The organism is Prosthecobacter algae (assembly GCF_039542385.1).
Lineage (GTDB): Bacteria > Verrucomicrobiota > Verrucomicrobiia > Verrucomicrobiales > Verrucomicrobiaceae > Prosthecobacter > Prosthecobacter algae.
Map to the genome: position 1 here is coordinate 243798 of NZ_BAABIA010000008.1, position 19193 is coordinate 262990.

Genomic DNA, 19193 nt, shown 5'->3' on the forward strand with positions numbered 1-19193 from the left:
GACTTGCTACGGGCACCTCATTTCACCTAGAACAGAACCATGGACCGGCGCTTTGTTTTTTTCTCCCTGCTTTTCACCCAGCTCTTAGGAGCGCAGGAGCCACCGGCGGAGGCCAAGCGCTATCACGAACTGCTGCTGAGACGCCCACAGGCAGGCACGATGTTTGACCGATTTCACGATGCGTGGCTGGAGGCGGCCCCTGCGGAGGACCTGCTGAAGTTTCTGGAAAATCGGGTACAGGGTGCGGAGGCCAAAGCGGCGGATCACCGCCTGCTGGCGCTACTGCACGCGCGGCGTGGGCAGGATGCGGAGGCGCTGAAGGCCCTGGATGCGGCCTTGAAACTGGCCCCCAAGGATGCAGAGGCGTGGTTTGAAAAGGCGCGCGTGCAGGCGCGGCAGTCGGATTTCGAAGGAGCGCTGAAGAGTTTGGAGGCAGCCACGGCTGCGGCACCGGGGGAGCAGCTACGGGTTGACATTGCGAGGCAGCAGGGGCGTGCCCTGCTGAGGCTGAACCGCACACCGGAAGCATTGCAAACGTGGTTAGGTCTGGCAAAGGAGCATCCCACGGACCTGGATCTGGCCGAGGATGTGGTGGAGCTGATGGCTGAAGAAGGGCTGTATGCCGAGGCGGCGGCGGAGGCCAAAACCTTGGTGGAGCGAACCAAAGCCCCTTCTGAAAAACTGGCCCGCCAACTGCGCCTGGGCGACCTACTGCTGAGGGCGGAGAAACGTGACGAGGCGCTGGCCGTGCTGGAAGCTGCCCTGGTCCAGAGCGGCCAGGACTCCTGGGTGGAGGCGGATGTGCTGTCGCGGCTGGATCAGGTGTTCCGCCGGGAAGATGATCTGGACGGGCTGAAACAGCGGCTCGAAGCTCTGACCAAATTTCATGCGCAGCGCGTCAACATCGGCCTGGCATTTGCCCGGGTACAGGGGGAAATGGGGGATGCGGAGGCGGCTGTGAAGCTTTTCCGCGAACTGCTGGCCCGCAATCCTGGGCGGCGCGATCTACAAGAGGCCTATCTTTCTTTATTGGAGGGTCTGGACCGCATCGCGGAAGCGGCGGAGCAGGCCCAGGTGCTGGTGAAGCAGCATCCCGACGACAAGGAACTGCTGATCCACCTGGCGACGCTGGAGGAACGCCAAAAGCGGCTACCCGAGGCGCAAACAGCCCTGACGGCTTACCTGGAAAAAAGCGTGGTCAATGGCGTGGCTCCAGAAAATGACCACCTGCGAATCGCCCGGCTGCTGGAGAATTGGGATTTGAAAGAAGAGGCCGAGGCTGCCTACCAAAAGTTGGTGGCGGCGCATCCGGAGAGTGTCTCCGCTCGAGAGGCGCTGGCGCATTATCTGCATCGAACTAAGGACGATGAGGCTGCCCTGAAGATCTGGAAAGCACTCGTCCAGAAAGGTGAGCTTGAGGATGTCTTGCGGGCAGGCCAGGCACTGCTAGCCCATGGCCTAACCAAAGAGGCCCAGGAGCTCCTGGTCACACGGGAAAAGGATCTGGCCGAGCAGACACGCTTCCTCGGACTGCTGACCCAGCTTGCGTTGACTAACAAACAATCCGACAAAGCGGTCGCATGGTCGCGCAAGCGGCTGGCCTTGACGGGGGAAGCCTCCGGGCTGCAAGAGGCGGTGAAGCTGGCCCATCAGGCCATCCGCGACGGGCAGATGGCGGCTAAGATTATCGCCGAACTGAAAGGCCAAGCGGAAATGACCATACCGGACCGCTGCCTGCTGGCGGAACTGCTGGAGGAAGCCGGGCAGCCCCAAGAGGCGGAGGCGGCCCTTCAGGCTCCGCAGGCCACGCCTGCGCAGCAGCTCATGCTCAGCACCCAGCAGGTGAGGCTGCTCGAACAACGACAAGATTGGGCCGGGGCAGCGGAGGCACTGGCTCTGGGAATGCAACTGCCCGGAGGGATGACCAGCGACCGGGCCCAGCAACTGGCGCGGCTGCACCGGCGCACGCTGGCTTATGACAAGGCGCTGACCGCCCTCGCCGAGTGGAAAAAACTGTCCCCGGGAGCGGTGCAACCGTGGCTGGAGGAATCCGCCATCCTGATGGAGCAGGCCAAACAGTCCGCCGCGCTGGACGTTCTGCGTGCGGCTTCGCGGAAGTTCAGTGACGACACCGATGTGATGAGCACGCTGGCCGCCGCCCTGGCCGCAGCAGGCAAAATGGAGGAAGCACGCACCGCCTACATGGCCCTCTATGAACAGACGGAGGATCCCGTGGCCAAGCTGCGGTTTTTGACGCCGCTGGCCCAAATGTCCCAATACTCCGGCGCGCTACCACGTCTGCTGGAGGACTTCCAGCAGAGGCAGCGGCAAAACCGTGCTAGCGCCCTGCCCTGGCTGGCCCTGGCAACTCTGCATGCGGCGACCAACAATGACGAGGAACGTCGGCGCTGCCTGTATGAAGCCTCACGCCTGCGGCCCAAGGACCTGAGCCTGCTGACGGAGATCGCCCGGATCGAAGAAGAAAATGGCCTGTATGAAGCCGCCCTGCGGACGCTGAATGCGGCAGCTCCTCTGGATAGCAGCCCAGCCACGCGGCAGAAGATCGCTGCCCTGATGATTGAAAACGGGGATGAGGAAGCGGGCTACCGTCTGATCTTCGAACTGGCAGGAGTCAGCACCGCGAGTGCGCGGGCGATCGAGAGCATGGCGGATACGCTTTGCGAACATGGCCAGTGGCACCGTGCCATTTCCCTCCTGGACCCGCTGCTACCACGCTTTCCCAAAGATTATCGGCTGCACTATCTGAAGGCCGTGGCCCTGGAGGAAGAAGGGCGGCAGGAAGAGGCCATCGCCGCCTTTGTACACCTGATGAGCCTGCATGAGGAACTGCCCGAGGTCCTGGCCGCCGCACCCGCAGCCAATGCCCAGCAGCCGCAGAGCTTCAGCCTGGAGCTCCCATCCCTGCCCCCTGGCACCGCCGAATGGCTGCAACTGCCGAGCGTCTCTTACCTGGCCTATCAGCACCGGCAAAAGCAGCGCGGCAGCTACGGCCACATGCATGGCTACATGCAGATGAACCGCCCCGCACAGGGTGCCCTGCCCTCCGGTTGGGTGCAGCAGCCAGCGAATGTCACCAATCTCTCTGCTATGGCGCTGTATCACCTGGTGGAGATGGGCCAGGGACTGAAGGTGGATGAACGCGCCAGCTTGGTGAGGCATATGGAAGCCGCAGGCATCCGCGATTCCGCCCTGCTGCTGGAAGTGCCTGTGTATGAGGGCCAGCTCGGCATCCCCCCAGATTTGCTGGAGGCACACCCAGACCACCAGGCACTGCACGCGCTGTGGCTGATGCATGTGAACCAATTTCAGGGAGATCTGCTGCCAAGCCTGAAACGCTGCGTGGCGCTGTTCAAGGACAGCTACCCGCTGCTTGCCTTCCAGGCAGGGATGGCGGCGCTGGCCCTCAATGAATCCCAGGGTGACGCCCTGGCTGGCGAAGTGCTGGCCAACGCGAAAAATCTGCCCGAGGGGAACAACAACGCGATGGGCTACCTCCTCAGTGCCGTGCAGCGCCGTTTGCAAGCCAGCGCAGACGGCCCGCCCCTGCCCACTGAATTGACGCAGCAGGTGATGGCCTTGACCCAAGAATGGTCCGAATCCCTTTATCGTCAGCAAAGCTCAAAACAACAACCCTGGAGCGGCTACTCGCTGATCATGCTCTTTGTTGCCCTGGAAAACTGGGAGGGTGTGGCGGATCTTTTAGAGAAGGAGAACGCGGTACACCTGAGCAGCAAGACCCCTCTGGTGCAGCAGCAGAGGTATCCTTCCAGCCAGTTTGAGCCCCAGCCCCTCCCCGCCATGTGGTCGGGCCTGGAGGTGGCCCCCAGCATGACTCAGATTTTTCAGCAACTGGGACGCGGAAGAAACGGCCTGGGCTTTCCGGGAGGAAGCGTCTCTTTTGGCGGCTCAGAAACGGAAGAAGCTGAGGATGGCGATGCCGGCACCCAAGCTGGACTGAGAAAAATGACTGCGGGGCTGAAGACGCCCAGCCTGAAACTGCTGCTAAACTGCATGCGCGGGCTGGAGGAAGGAAAAGCCGGGCTGGCCGAGCTGACGAAACAACCGGACCTGAAAACCGACGACTGGCTATTCGCCGCCAGTCTGGCGCAGTCCCTTCAGGACTTCCCGCGCCAGATCGCCTGCCTGCGTGAAGTCAGCGCCCGCAAGCCAGATGCCATGGTGCAGCAGACCGTGGATAACGCCCTCATCTTCGGTGCGCTCCAGGTGGTCAACTCCGGTTCCGTCCTTTCCCCGGAGATTAAGCCCGCGGTTCTGGAGAGCTTCGAGCGGCGACGGGCCGCCCTGCCTGCATCACCGCCCAACAGCTATCTGGTGGACGTTGCGGCGACTCTTGGCTTCACCGAGCAACTGGAGCTGCTGACAAAAGCTGCCGCCACTCGGCAGCCCTCTGCACAGGTATCCCGCAGCAGCAGCAGCAATCCGTACTCGCGCCGTCAAAGCCAGACCCAGCAGGGCCCCTATGGCAAGCTGGACAAGCTGCTGGCCGATCAAAACCAGGCCGCCGTTTTTGCTGAATTCCAGCAGCAGGTGGGGCGCATCGGCGACCTGTGGTTTGGAGTGAACTGGGGCAATGCCGACAATGAACTGCAGGCCCTGCGCGGCGTACTGGATAAACGCCAGGCCACGGGCCGGCTGATGGAAGAGCTGAAGGCCGCGCCGAAAACCGGCTGGCAAAACCTACAACGGGAAGCGGCCTTTTTTGAACTCATGGGCCATGACCAGACAGCGGTGGAAACCTATGAGGCCGCGCTGGCCCTGAGACCCCGGAATTGGGAAGTGCGTAGCAGGCTGGCACTGCTCCTGGCCCGCAAGGATGTGGAAAAGGCCCTGCCCCATCTGGCGGCCATTCCGCGCCTGGAGCTGCGGCAGGCGCTGCAGCGGATCTGCCAGGAAATCAGCCCCCGGTCCTATTCCGGCCGGGTCTTCGAGCACCGTCTGGCGGTGATCCGACTGATGACAGCCTATGTGGAGAAACATCTGGACCCCAAACGACGGCTGGATCCGGCCCTGATCAGCCAGTTCTCCCAGATGCCCAACTACATCCAGCAGGGTGAGTACAATGACCTCTCATTCCCCGCTTTGTATGAAACGAATCCGCCTCGCGAAGCCCTTTCCGATGCGGCCACAAAAGTCCGGGATCAACTGCGCAGCGCCCATGATGCCTTCTGCCTGGCGCTGATGAAGATTCCGATGCTGGCCCAAAGCGGATTTGGCCCCTACGCCGGCCTTGCGGAGAAAGACGGTCAACCGCCGGAAAAGCTGGAAACCCTGGCCCAGGAAATCCTGAACCGCCAGATCCTGGCGCGCCGCTATGCGCCAAACCTGGGCTACTGGTTTGGCCGGTCACCCTCTCGCTACGGCGGCCAGAGCAATCAAATCTCCATGCCCCAGCCAGAGGACATCCTGCTGCGAGTGCTTGTGGCCCGTAAGGAAGAGGCCAAGATCGAAACCGAACTCCTGCCACTGATCCGGAAAGCCAGCGGCCCAGCGGCTGAGAAGCAGATGAGGGCCTACACCCGCCTGCTGACCTGCCCTGAAGTCGAGTTTCTGGCCGCCGCCCGGATATGGAACCGCAGTCAGGAGGAAATTGGCTCAGTCAGCGGGTACCAGGAGATCACCCGTATCTGGGCAGAACGCCGCTTCAGCGCCCCTATTCATGACATCTACCTGGAGAAGCTGAAGAGCCGCAACTTCAACGTGAATATGCAGCAAATAGCCGGCTACATGCAGATTCTGGCCAAAGCCGGAAAGATGGACGCCGCCGCCACCTTCCTGAATCAAACACGCAACATCCTGTTAGGCAAAGAAGAGGAAGAGCGAAGGAAATCACTGGCCGAATTTGTGAGCATGCAGGATTCTCCCAACCGCCGGTACGGGATGTACAATCCCAACGCCGCAGCCACACGCTGGCAGATTTACCTCTCGCTGCTGAGCGAGGTGATCCGCCAGGGCCCCGCGCATGTGGGCATCCGTCTCGCCAGGGAGGATGGCATGCTGGATGAACCTGGACTGTTTTCCCAGATCTGTGGCAATCTCTTTGATCAGGGCATCGTCCAAGGCCCGACCGCAGACCTCATCGCCGTACTGGACGATTTTCGGCTGCTGGCTCCCGCAAAAGATTTCAGACTCTGGTTCAGCCAAAAAGGGCAGAACTACACCGTCTTTCAGACCTTTCTCGGGCGAATGGACGACAACAGCTCCAATATCAAAAAAGCCAGAGATCTCCTCATCGAGGCCCTGCAAAAACGCCAGCCGCAGACCTTTGGCACGGATCTGGTGGTGACCCTGCTTTCCAATCAATCCAGCGCCATGGGCCCGCCCTTCAGTGAGTTCCTGAAACGGCGAGGCAAGGAACTGCCCAGCCTGTCCTCAACGGCCAAGCATGAGATGTCGGTCCTGATCAACCGAAACGGATACAACCTGATGCAGGCTCTGGACGCGGAGGCCCTGACGATGCTGGAACCTCTGACCCAGGCCCAGCGGGAGCGGTCTGCGCAGATGGCGGAGGTGATCCTTGCCGCAACCACCTGGGAACAGGCCAAACTGGAGGAATACAACACGGATGAAAGGCTGGTTCAAATCATCCGCGATGTGGCTGCAACGGATCCAGACAAGGCCGCACGGGTGCTGAAACACTCCGTGGGCCTGCTAAAACAAACTCCCGCGCAGTTGCAGAGCAACTCAGCGAACGGCGGCCCCGTCTTTGATCTGCTGGTCCAGATGGGCCAGGTGCCAAAGCTGATGAACATCACGCTGGAGCTGGCGCAGAAGGAGGGGCTGAGCTCCACCTGGACGAGCCGTTACACATACGGCATGGAAGAGGGCAACGCCCTCAACCAGCCGCAGCATGTGCTGGCCATGTTCCAGGACACTCCCTTTGTGGCGGAGGCGAAGGACTTCCGCGGCCTCATCATTCCAGGGCGTTCGGAGGGTTCCGCGCTGGTGCGCATGTGCGGCATCTTGCGCAGCAGCAGCTACCGGCTCTCGGCCGCCGCCCTGACGAAGGACCTGCAAGACCGCAACCCGAAAACCTTCGGCGTGCGGCTGACGCTGGCGTTGCTCGACAACGCTCCCAAAGCCCTTGAAACATTCCTGATCTCCGAAACCGAAGCCCTGGGCCAACTCCCCGGGGCTGAAGCCAGCGGCCTGCTGGTGGCCCTGGGTGCGCGCGACAGCATGTATCGTATGCCGCACCGGTTGACAGAGTCTTTGCAAATGGCGCTGGCACCGCTATTCGAAGCCCAGGCGGAGGATGACAAGGCCGTGATGGAAGCCTTCCTCGAAGTCCCCTCGTTGCAGGCAGGTGGCCGTGCTCACGGTGAAAGTGAAGAGCTTGCTGCGAAGCTCCGCCGTTACGTTCGCCGCCACCCCAAGGAGGCGCTGCCGATCTTCGAAAAACTGACGCTCCTGTTTGCGGCTGAGTCACGCAGCCAGCACAGCCTCGCCCACACACCGCTGGCCTACTGGCTGCGCCAGTGCGCCCAGATCCCGGAGCTGTTCGGGACGGCCATGCAGCGGGCGGAAACCGAGGGGCTGACGGAAGAACGCGACTGGTTGAACAGCCTCTACGGCGGCCTGAATGAAGGCCAGCAGTTGCAGGATGCGGCCAGCCTGGTCACCCTGTTGAAAGGCTCGCCATTCCTGGGCCAGTCGAAGGACTTCCGGGCCTACCCCATGACCGGCTCCAGCGAGGGTTCCATCCTTGGCTATGTCGTGGCACAAGTGCAGAGGAAAAAGGAGCTCCGCGAGGCTGTGCTGAAGGGCCTGCAGGACTTCCCGGACACCTTTGGCCATGCTCTCCTACGCAGCCTGCTGCATGAGCAGCCACGCGTGGCCCTGCTGGAATTTTTGAAGGAACACCAAGAGGACGTTGCAGGGATGACCCCTGAAACCCGTCAGGGCTTTGACATGCTGATCGAGACAGAGATGAGTCCCCTCATTGTCTATGACCAAGACATCCCGATCCTGAAGGAACTGCTGAAAAAGCAAAAACAAAAGGCGGAGGATACCCGCAAGACTCTGCTGACCCTCACGGACGGTCAGGCCATCCAGGACAGAAGTGGCAACAATCTGTTGGCCATGGATCTAGCCCTAGTGGCCCAGCATGATCCCAAAGGTGCCCAGGAGGTTTTCCAACATGTGGTTAGCGTCATTGCCACGACGGAACCTGATGTGCGGCACCTAATGGACGCTCGCTACTCCAAAATGGGCGCTTTTCTCCAGAGTCTCAAACTCGATCCAGGGCTGTGGCCGATGATGTCCAAAGAGGCCCGGTCGCGGCGCTACCGTAACCAGCCCGAGTGGAGCCAGTGGGCCTACTGCGGCAGCTACATGGATAAGCACGAAACGGATACAGCCAGCCTCAAGGATGCCTTCATCCGCTCCGGTCTGCTGAATGAAGCGAGTTCGTTTGATCCTTTGCCTGGGCTAGGCGGGCCTACTTATTCCAGCCTTCTGCACTACCTGTCCGCGAGGCTCTACCAGTTCAAAACAAGAGCAGAATTGGAGAACCTCCTGAAATCGGAAAAGCAGCGTACCTTTGGCGTAGATTTACTGAGCACGCTGGTGGCTCTGAACCGCGACCAGGCCCTGAATGACTTTGCCATCCGGCGTGGTGCGGAACTGGCCCAGATGCCGGAAGAAACGCAGGCCCTGATCCTGGCTGCCGTGGAAAACCACTGGACGTCGCTGAAGTATCCAGAAGAACTACCCGGTGAATTGCAGAAGGTGCTGCAGCGCATCCAAGAGAGCCGACGGAAAGAAGAGGATGTTTTCATGGAGTCCCTGCTGAAGGCCACCTCCCTGCGAGATCTGAAACTGTCAGATTCCAACCTCACGGACCCCAGCAAGAAGCTGATCCTAAAGCTGCTGAAAGAGAAGAACCTGACGCAGGCAGTCCGGGTGTTTGAAAAGACCTGCCAGCTCATCGAGACATGGAAGGATGGCGACGCACCCGAGTCCTACCAACAGAGGTCTAGACGATTGGCACGGCCGATGTCCAGATCCGCCTTTTTGTTAGACTGTGTCAACGCAAGAGAGTCGTCAGCCGTTGCCTTTGCCATCAGGATTCTCAACGCAGACCAGACCGGCCAGTTCCATGGCGATGCATGGATCTATGACTACGGCTGGGGCCAACAGATGCTACAGTCCTGGCATGAACTCGGCGGCAGGGCAGCCCCTGTCAGCAGTCTAGAGGCCCTGATGGAAGAACTGAATGAGCAGTTAAAAGGCGAGCCCCTGGCCCTGATGACCTTGGTCTTTCACAACTGGATGCCACGCCTGGGAAGACCAGACATCCAGGCCTTTCTGCAATGGACGGAAAAGCTGCCCAAAGACCATCCCTGCCATGTCTTGGCAAAGGAACTACAAACGGCCGCCCGGCTGTATCTGGAAGCATTCCCGGAGGGCGTGGGTCCCTCCGGAACCTGTGCCATTCGCGGCCATGCTTCTCATGCCCAGCTCTGGCAACACTACGTGGCAACCCTGACAAATGAGAAGCTGAATCCCCGACTGCGCCTGGCCCTGGGTAACCATCTTTGCTACAAATATCCGTGGGCCGTCCCGGCAGATATTGTGATGCCCTTGACAAGGCTGGCAGCAGTGGAGAATCGCGACCAAAACATCGTCAAAGCCTTCACCCTGGCCACGGTGATGCGCTGCTTCAACCAACTGCCGATGACTCCGGAATGGCGGTCCACGGCTGAGATCCTGTGGGAAGGCTGGATGAAAAGACAAGGTAAACGTCAGGTGTCTCTGTACGACAATGAGACATCCAACCCTGTCCTGGGCCACACCTTTGCCCTGCTGCAACTGGCAGGCAGGCTGAAGAAGGATGAGTGGATTGACACCCTGCTGAACGTACAGGCCCCCGGCCTACAGCAGTATCGTTCCATCGTGGCCATTCTGGTGGATGCGGGCCACCCGGAAAAGGCCGCTTCATTGCTGAAGGCCAATCATGCCCGCATGTATGCCTGGCAGTCGGGCATTTACACCTGGCACCCGGACATGCGCAAAAACCTGCCCGCCTTTCAAAAGGCCTGCGCGGACCCTGGGCTGGCACTGCTGGGCGAGATGATCGTCCTGCAGGCCAGCGATCCGCACCCCGCCTTGCTGCGTGCCTTTAAGAACAAAGAAACACTGTCCCAGCGCATCGCTACGCTAGCACCAAAGATCCTGAAAACGACTTTCTCCGATGAGTCCACGCGGATGCATGCCGTCAGCATCGTCGCGAACTATGCGCCTCTGGCCGCACTGGACCTGCTGGGAGACTATTGCGACCAAGAGGCCCAGAAGATCTCCATCGACAACCTCATCTCGATGCAGGATTCAGGCGAGCGGGCGATGAAGGAATACATCCTCTCGGTCCACTTCATCAAGCAGGCGCTGGCAGGCAAGACGGAGAGGTGGCTGAAGGCCATCGAGACACTGGCACACCCCAGCACAATCGGAGATTACACCCCCCGTAGCTGCCTCGCGGACCTGATACGGTACCCCGCTGACATGATCACAGCCCTGTGGGAACGAGGTGAAGCCAGGGAGGCGAAAACGTGGCTGCCGATCCTGGAAAAAATCATCGCCCTCTGCGAATCCCATGCTGGCCGGCATACGACTGTGGCGGTGAGCCATGCCTATGTGCTGGCCACCCAGACTGAAGGTGGGCTGGAAGCCTGGAAAAAGAAACGATCCCCGGCGGAGCTGAAGCTCTGTGAACGGAGCCTTGAATACCTGGACATTGTCTATGAAACGGCAGCCACATTTGTGGGTGCCCCCGACAGCAAAAAGAGAATGACCGACGAGCAGCGCCTGCGCATCGTCCTGGATCTGCTGGCCGATAACCGCAGAGGCAACTCGTATGCCATTTTCTCAAAGCTGAAGGACAAGCATCGGCTGCTGACGATGGAGGAAATGCTGGCCAAAGCCGAGATGATCCAAACTTTCGACAACCCCAATGGGGCGAGGACTTTCCAGATTATCGAATGCGCCGTGAATGAAGGTCTGGGTGCCCACGCGCTGCCTTTATTTGACCTCATGCTGACCAAAAAAGACCCGAAGGGCATGGACAAATATGTCGTCGGTCTTCGCAAGGCCGCCCTGCTGATCAGGCTCGGCAAAAAGGCCGAAGCGGCCTCCGTGCTGGCGGAAATCAGTCAGACGAAGCCAAAGCCCTACCTGCAAAAGGAACTGGACAACCTGAACAAGATTCTCGAGACCGCCCAATGACCTCGTGATTATTCTTCTTGTGTGACACGGCTCTGTACATCCACGGGGGAGTCTTGTTCATCCTGTTTTTCGACAGGCTGAACTTTGATCTCCACGGTGACGGGCACGGCCCGCAGGCCTTCGATGATCCTTTGCAGACGCTCGATGGAGATGTCTGAAAGCGTGGGATTTACCACTGCCTGCTCGATCTTTTCCAACCCGGCCGTGAAAGCTCTCATCTGCCCCGTGATGCGGCTAACGGGATCGTTTTCCCCGCCGCCACCCGCCAGGAGATTGCGGCCAAAGGTGCGCTTGATCTCGGTCCAGCGCGCTTGGTCGGCCTCGCTGGCCAGGGCGTTGATTTCTCGCCATTTCAGCAGGTTCGCCTCGGCGGACTGGCTAAGCGTTTGGGACTCACCGCGGTAGTGATCTTCGATGAGAGACTGAACCTCAGCCGATGTCATGAGGGGTTGGATCTTCTCGGAGATCTTGTTCATGTTGCGGTAGCTGCCCTGGAGCTTGAAGGGCGGCTCCGTGCGGTAGGCATCTTCCATGGCGGCACTGCGGATGTACTCCTGATTCACGCGCAGGATGACCTCGCGGACCTTCAGCAGCTTTTCCATGACCGCCACACAGTCATTGATGTCTTCGGCGCTTTGATTGCCCTCAAACTCGATGCCCTCACGATTGCCCGTCATGGCGATCTTCAGCACCGCCAGCGCATCCTTGTGGCTGCGGGCCGCCACGCGTGCCAGGGCCGGATTGCTGGTGAGTGAGTTCTCAATGTAGCTGTCTTTAAAGGCCGCTTCATGACCGCCGAGGATGTCGCCCAGATTGTAGGTATCGGCACGGTTGGCCAGCATGTCAGGCACTTGAAATTTACCGCCGACTTCGGTGTAGGGATTCCCAGCCATGACGACGGCCACCTTGCGACCACGCAGATCGTAGGTCTTGGCCTGGCCCTGGAAGACGCCTTCGATCTTGCGCGTGCCATCGCAGAGCGAGATGAACTTTTGCAGGAACTCGGGGTTCGTGTGCTGGATGTCATCCAGGTAGATCATCACGTTGTCCCCCATCTCAAGAGAGAGGTTCAGCTTCTCAACCTCCTCACGGGCACTGGCATTCGGAGCTTCCGCAGGGTCCAGAGAAGTCACCTTGTGACCGATGGCAGGACCATTGATTTTGACCAAGGTGATGCCCAGTCGGCTAGCCACATACTCCATGAGGGTGGTCTTGCCATAACCCGGTGGTGAGATGAGCAGCAGCAGGCCCATGCGGTCTGTGCGCGTATCATTCCCCACGGCCCCAATCTGCTTGGCCAAGTTCGCCCCAATGATGGGGAGGTAAACCTGATCAATGAGGCGGTTGCGCACAAAGGAACTGAGCACCCCGGCCTTGAACTGATCCAGCCGCAGCTCGTTGCGGCGTTGCTGGGCGAGATCGTGCTTCAGCTTTTGAAAGCGCTCGTAGTCTGGAACGATGCTTTGATCATAACGCTGAAGGCGGGCGATGAATTCGTGGTAGTCGAGCTCCAACTTCGCCTCCTGGATGCGTGGATGCGTGCCGGTAAAACCGGTGAGCGTGGCGCGTGAAGCCGCTGAGGCAGGCAGGGCGGCGGGAGGCTGATCCTTCAGCACCAGCAGCGCAGCGGCCTCCACCAACAGACCAAAGTCCGTGGTGGAATGCAGCGCGCGCAGCCAGTCGAGTGCGATCTCAAAGGCCAGCCACGGCTGGGCGGTCAACGCTTCCAAACTGGCGTCAAAGTCATGAGCTGCGCGTTTGACCGTGAGCTCTTTGCGGAAGGAACGCATGAGCTCCACCGCAGTACTGGAGCGTGTGACCGGCAGCGCGGGATGTTTGCTGGAAAGATGCTGCAGCTCATCCGTGAGGCAGGCAGCGACAGCCGTGTGGAGAGATGGTGAGGAAGTATCGCCAAGCTCATGGATGCCCGTGAGGCGATTGCACTCCGTGGCGACACGGGCCGCGAGGGCCTCATTCACCTCCACCGTTGCATGGCCTAACAAATCACGCATTCTCCCCTTTGCCATCATGCGGGCAGCCAGGGCCTGTTTTTCAGCAGAGTCTTCCCAGCCATGCCAGACCAGCAGGGCCAGCCCTCTCACCTGAGGGGAATGTTTTAGCAAACCCAGAGCAGCCTGCATTTCTAAGAGAGGCTGTAGGATCAGCGCTGCATCATGGTCATGTACGCCTTTGGTGTAACCTTCATGGTAACGCGGGGCCATGAAGTCAGGCACCGCCTGGGGTGAAAAGGGAGTGCCGGATTGCAGGAACTTCCAGGCTAGATATTCCGCCCGGTAAACAGAATCGTTTTCAGAAACCACCGCCTGGTTCCACACATGCCGCAGCGCCTCCAATTCAGGATGCGTGACAGCTTCAAAATACCGGGTGCCTGTGAGGTGGAAGACCAGGCCTTCCTCACGCGGCAAAATCGTAAGCTCTAGCGGCTGGCGATTGACGCTGAACTTGTGCTTGCCGAGCTGGATCAAATCACCGCCATCCACAAACAGCTCCGCCTTGTCGCGGATCTGTTTCAGCGAGTCTTGCTGGAGGGTTTTAAGCTTCGTCTGAAGTTCGTCTGCGCGAACGCTATCGCCCATCTTGCGCAGGTCTTCGATGAGGTCGCGCAGCTTGGCCACCATGGCATCGCCCGCGATCCAGGAATGCACTTCCTCCGGCTTGGCAAAGGCAGCCAGACGATTGCGCACGCTGGTAAGGATGCGATCTGCTGACTGGCCTAACGACTGCGCACGGCGGTTGCGTGCCTCCACCAAAGACAAGCGGCGAGACTCGAAGGCGCTGTTGATCTCATCACGCTTGGTGGTGAGCTCGGCTGCGTATTCATCGAAGTCCGAAAAGCGGCTTTCCAACTCCTCAATCTGAACCATCACACGGGTCAGAGATTCATCGCACTTCTCCGGCGTGGTTGCGACTTCGAGGAAGTTCAGAACGCTCTGATTCAGCAGGCTGAGCTGGGCCTGGAACTGCGCGGCTCCTTCCACCTTGGCCAGATCGTTCCGGCGATTTTTCAGCACGGAGCGCACCTGATTGAGCTGAGCAAATAGGGTGGAGATGGCTTCAATGATGCGCGTGGTCTCGGTCGCATCCTTGATCTTTAAACTGCTGACAATGCCGGTGAGCATTTCCAGCTCACTGCTGGATTTCGCCAGGGCTTCTTCGACCTCTTGAGCCTCCGTGACTTTATGCAGCGTCGGCACGCGCGTCTGCTGCTCGGTGATCTGCTGGCGATAGGGGTCCAGTGCCTCCGGCTTCAGCAGGAAGGCCACACATTTTTCAGAGAGCTTATCCGCCGCCTCCGCCACGCCCGTGTCCATGCGGGCGATGGTCTCCAGGTCAACATAGCGCACATCGCGCAGGGCGATGATCTGGCCGCGCAGTTCGCGCAGGGTGGCCAGCAGGTGTACATACGCCAGGATGTTGTCGGGATCGCTCCCGCCAGCAGCGCTCAGGCTTTTATTGACCTGCGTTTGCAGGGCCTCCGTTTGATCTGCCGCCGCTTTGCGCATGCGGCGCACTTTTTCAAACTCACCCAGAGCAGCCTCTGCGGTGGTCTTGATCTCCAGGAGAGATTCCTTGAGCTTCTGCGCCTCTTCACGATCCACCCAAAAGTAGCTGTCGGCGATGTCTCCCGCGCTGCGGGCCAGCTCGACATACAGACCGGAGAAGGAATCGTCCTTCGCCAGCAGGGTCAGCACGCCATTGCACTCGGCCATGCAGCGGACGATTTCGGCATTGCCGATCTTGCTGAGAAAGGTCTGCGACTTCGCATGCGGGCTGTCCTGCTGCGTCACAAAAGGCGTGCGCCAGGACTGCACCACGTGGTGCTTGCGCGGCTCTTCATCGCCTTGGAAGAGGATGAGTTCACCCGAAGGAAAGAGGCTGTAGCCGTGGCAGATGATGGGCGTGGCAACGCTCTGCGTGATGAGGTTGTAACTCAGCAGCAGGTAGGAGCCGCTCTCCAGATGACTGAAGACAAAGAGCGTGTCTTCGCCATTCGCGGCGGCGATGCGGCGCTCGAAACGCATGGGCGGCAGGCCAGTTTCAAAGCGCTTCACCTCACCGGTTTGCAGCACATAACCATGGGGGAAAACGAGGCCGTGACCATCGGGCAGCAGCACGCAGGATTCGGCGATGCTGTCAATGCGATGCGCCTCGCGAGTGCGTTCGTTGAAGACCAGGTAACGCCAGTTTTTCTCCTGATAAGGCAGCACCTTCATCAGGATGAGATTGCCCACGATGGCGTAGTGGATCTCGGCATCGTCCAGGGTCTGGTCCGCATTGTCCACGGGCTCATTGTAGATGCCGCGTCCCGTCTCGGTATTGTTCTCGACCTTGACGGTGAGATCCCCGCCGATGGTCTCGACAAACACCCGGTCCTCAATGCTGATGTGCGGATGCAGGCCGTGGCGATACATCTCACGCCGCGCCCGTTTCCACTCAAACTCCTGATGCGTGGGAAAGACGAATTCGTGGTCGAAGCGGTTGCCCAGATACTTGAGCGTGCCTGCCTCGTCATCAATCAGCCACTTGAAGGTCTTCACCTCCGTGGCCCCGCGCCCCACTTGCATGCCCATGTAGAGATGCGGGCCGATGCGGTGGAACTTCAGGAAGGACGCGCTCTTGTAATAACGATAAAGGTAATCGAAGTCCTCAGCGAAAGCCTTGTCCGCCAGCAGATCGTCCTTGTTGGGATGAAAGCTGTGGTCATCCACCTGGAAGTCATAGACGGCAAAAACATCCGTCACATGCATTTGCGTGCGCAGGCCCAGGTGGACATTGTAGCCGAACAAAAAGCGTTTCGGCCCGATGGCCACCATGTCACGCGGGACACAGTTGTTCTCCGTCGTCAGGCGGGTCGTCGCCAGTAGCGCGGTGTCAATGCCGCCGAACTCCGCCTTGCGATCCGCGTTCAGCAGGTCCAGGCGACGCTGCAGTTCCGCACCATGCTTGTCCAGACGCTGACGAATGACTTCGTAAGCGCCCGCTTCAAGCTTGGCGGCAGGAGCCTGAGGTGTGGGGGCAGGATCGGACATAGGACGGGCCGATGACTGGCGGTCTTAAAAGAGGAAGCGGCTCCCGCAGGTGCGGGAGCGCATCCGGTTACTTCTTCTTGGAGGCCAGCAGACCACTCACGGTCTGCTCGGCCAGACCAAAGCGAGAGGCCGCGCCAAACATGCCGGTGAGCTTGTTCAGGGTGGCTTCATCGGGGTTCAGGCCAATGAGCTTGGCAAAGAGAGCGCTGAGGGTGAGGTTCTTGGTATCTTCGCTGGTTAGGCCAAACTGGTCCACGAGGGTCTTGAGTTGGGCCTTGAAGTACTCAGGGTCGCCATTGAAGAAGGTCTCCTTCACATCGGTGAGCGTGCGGCTGCCTTCGACGAAGCGGTCCACCGCCCGGGCATTGCCGATGGCGTTGGTGATCTTGTCGAAGAACTGGGTTTCGCCGCCGACGATCTCGATCTTCGCGGACTTCATCGCCTCGCCCAGCACGATGGCCTGCTGCTGAGCGATGTCCTTCTGGATGTTGATGTGGGCCAGCTCGACCGCCTTGTCTTTTTCCAGGGTAAGCTTGAACTCTTCGTGCTCGCGTCCGGCATCTTCCAGCAGCTTCATGGCCTGAGCTTTCTTGGTGATGCCATCGGCCTCTGCAGCCAGTTTGAGCTGAGTGACCTCGGCATCCACCGTGCCCTGCTTCTGAGAGGCTTCGGCTTTGGCCATGAGGACCTGGGCTTCGCCCAATCCCTGGGCAGCAGCCTGCGCGGCCTTGCCTTCCGCCAGGGCCTTTTCAGCCGTGGCTTCACGCGTGGCAGATTCCTGCCGGGCCTCGGCCAGGGTGAGCATTTCCTGGGCGCGGAGCTGGGCAGATTCCTTGGAGGCATCGGCTGCCTTGATGGAGGTGTAGGCTTCCTGATCGGCGACCAGCCGAGCGGCTTCCTTCGCGGCTTCGGCTTCCTTGATCTTCTGGATCAACTGTTCCTGGGCGTTCTTTTCTGCATTGGTAAGGGCTACCTGCTTCTCGCGGTCCGCCGTGGCGAAGGCCTCGGTGTCCTTGATCTTCTGCTGCTCGACGACGACGGTTTTTTCCAGCACCACGCGGTCTTTGATGACCTCCTGGATGTTCTTCTTCTCCACTTCCACGGCCTTCTCTTTCTCGATGGTCTTCAGCGTGGTGATGCGCTCGCGCTCGATGACTTCGAGGTCGCGGTCGCGAGTGACACGTTCGATCTCGACAGCATCCGTGCGCTCCTTGTTGCGCTGGGCCACCAGGACCTGGCGGTCTTTGTTCTCCGTAGCGATGGCGATCTCTTCATCGGTGGCGATCTTCGCACGCTCGGACTTCAGGCGTTCTTCAGACTGCACCTTCAGCGTCTCCGCCTCTTCGCGGGCCTTCACGCTTTCGACATCGCGCTTCTGCTTGGCCTCCGTTTCAGCAAGCTGACGCTCCAGTTCCAGGATGGCCTCGCGGGCCTTCACGTCCTGTTGCTTGATGATCTGCTCCTTGTCGCGCTGGATGTGGTTGGCCAGCTTTGCCTGGGTGGCGGTGAGCTCGGTGATCTTCTTGATGCCCTCGGCATCGAGGATGTTTTGCGGATCCAGGTTTTCGAGCTGGGTCTGCTCCAGGAAATCAATGGCGCAGTCGTCCAGGGTAAAGCCGTTCAGATCGGTGCCGATGACCTTGAGGATCTCGGTTTTGAAATGGTCGCGCTCGTTGTAAAGCTGCACAAAGTCAAAGCGCTTGCCGACGGTCTTCAGCGCCTCGGAAAACTTGGCGTCAAAGAGAGTGCGCAGGGTGTCAATGGCGGAGGCACGCACGCAGCCGATGGACTGGGCCACACGCTTCACGTCCTCATCAATCTTGTTGATCCTAACAAAGAATGCGACCTTGATGTCCGCACGGATGTTGTCCTTACAGATGAGGCCTTCCGTGGCTTTGCGCTCAATCTCGATGCGCTTCACGGAGATGTCCATGTACTCGGCCTGATGAGCGATGGGGATGATCATCATGCCATTGAAGGACACCTTCGTGCCCCCAATGCCGTTGCGCACGATGGCCTGGCCCTGCTGCACTTTTCGAAAGAAACGCGAGATGAGGATCAGGATCCCAAAGACGATGAAAAGACCGACCAATGCCGCAAAGGCAAAAGCGGTGATCTCCAGACCAAAGAAGGCGAGAGGCGGGTGGGTAGCATTCATGGGAGTGTGTGAGGTTGAGTGGATTCGACGTAATAAAAGGAGCCTTCGGGAGACGCCTCAAGGACACGGATGCGGTCCCCTTTCTGCAAAGGAGACTGGCCTGGATGGAGCCGGGCATTGAGGAGGGCGGGTGCGCCATCCTGCTGCACCTGCACCTGACCAAACTGGTGATCCAGGGCCGTGGTGGTGACCACACCATCCTGGCCAACGATGGCGAGGCTTTCGGTGGCCACATCCGTCATGGCCGCGAAGAGCTTGGCCACAGGGTACGTGATCAGCTTGGTCGCAGCCAGGCTCAGGATTCCGCCCGGAATGAGCAACAAAGCAGCCGTGGCCAGGCTGCGATCACCCGCATCACCATTGAAGCGGTAATTCAGGATGAGGCCTGCCAGCCAGAGGAAGAGGATGAAGAAGCTGCCCCAGATGGCGATGGGCACCTGCGAGAAGCCGAGGAACTTCCCCGCCGTGAGCATGGCCCCACCGAGAGAACCACCACCATGGTCCGCTGAAAGGTCAGGCACTTCCGAGCCGCCCTCAAAAAGATCGAGATCAAAATCCAGCGCGCCCACCATCACCATCAACCAGTAAAAAACCACCATGCCCAGCAACGCGGTGAGCGGCAGGTTATAGATGGCTAGGGCTTCCTGAAAGAGTTCGATCACAGCTTGAATGGCCGTGATTTAAGCAGGGCGACTCAAAAGGTGCATTATAAATTCACCGCA

Annotated in this window: 4 protein-coding genes; 1 reads left to right on the forward strand and 3 read right to left on the reverse strand. The window is 59.6% G+C overall.

Annotation, left to right across the window (positions count from 1 at the left end; all coding sequences use genetic code 11):
- Positions 1-39: 39 nt before the first annotated feature.
- Positions 40-11262, forward strand: coding sequence for a tetratricopeptide repeat protein (locus tag ABEB25_RS18970; protein ID WP_345738011.1), 11223 nt, complete (start codon positions 40-42; stop codon positions 11260-11262).
- An 8-nt stretch (positions 11263-11270) separates the two neighbouring features.
- Here ABEB25_RS18970 and ABEB25_RS18975 read toward each other — a convergent pair whose 3' ends face one another.
- From ABEB25_RS18975 to ABEB25_RS18985, 3 genes are all read right to left on the reverse strand, one after another.
- The gene (locus tag ABEB25_RS18975; protein ID WP_345738012.1) at positions 11271-16313 is read right to left on the reverse strand and encodes a DNA repair ATPase; all 5043 of its coding nucleotides are present in this window, start codon (positions 16311-16313) and stop codon (positions 11271-11273) included.
- A gap of 67 nt (positions 16314-16380) precedes the next feature.
- A complete protein-coding gene (locus ABEB25_RS18980; RefSeq protein WP_345738013.1) occupies positions 16381-18471 on the reverse strand; it encodes a flotillin family protein in 2091 nt (696 codons plus the stop codon).
- Positions 18468-19133: a hypothetical protein gene (locus tag ABEB25_RS18985; RefSeq protein WP_345738014.1), complete on the reverse strand. Its 666-nt coding sequence runs from the start codon at positions 19131-19133 to the stop codon at positions 18468-18470. The genes ABEB25_RS18980 and ABEB25_RS18985 overlap by 4 nt, the downstream gene beginning before the upstream one ends.
- Between the last annotated feature and the right edge of the window lie 60 nt (positions 19134-19193).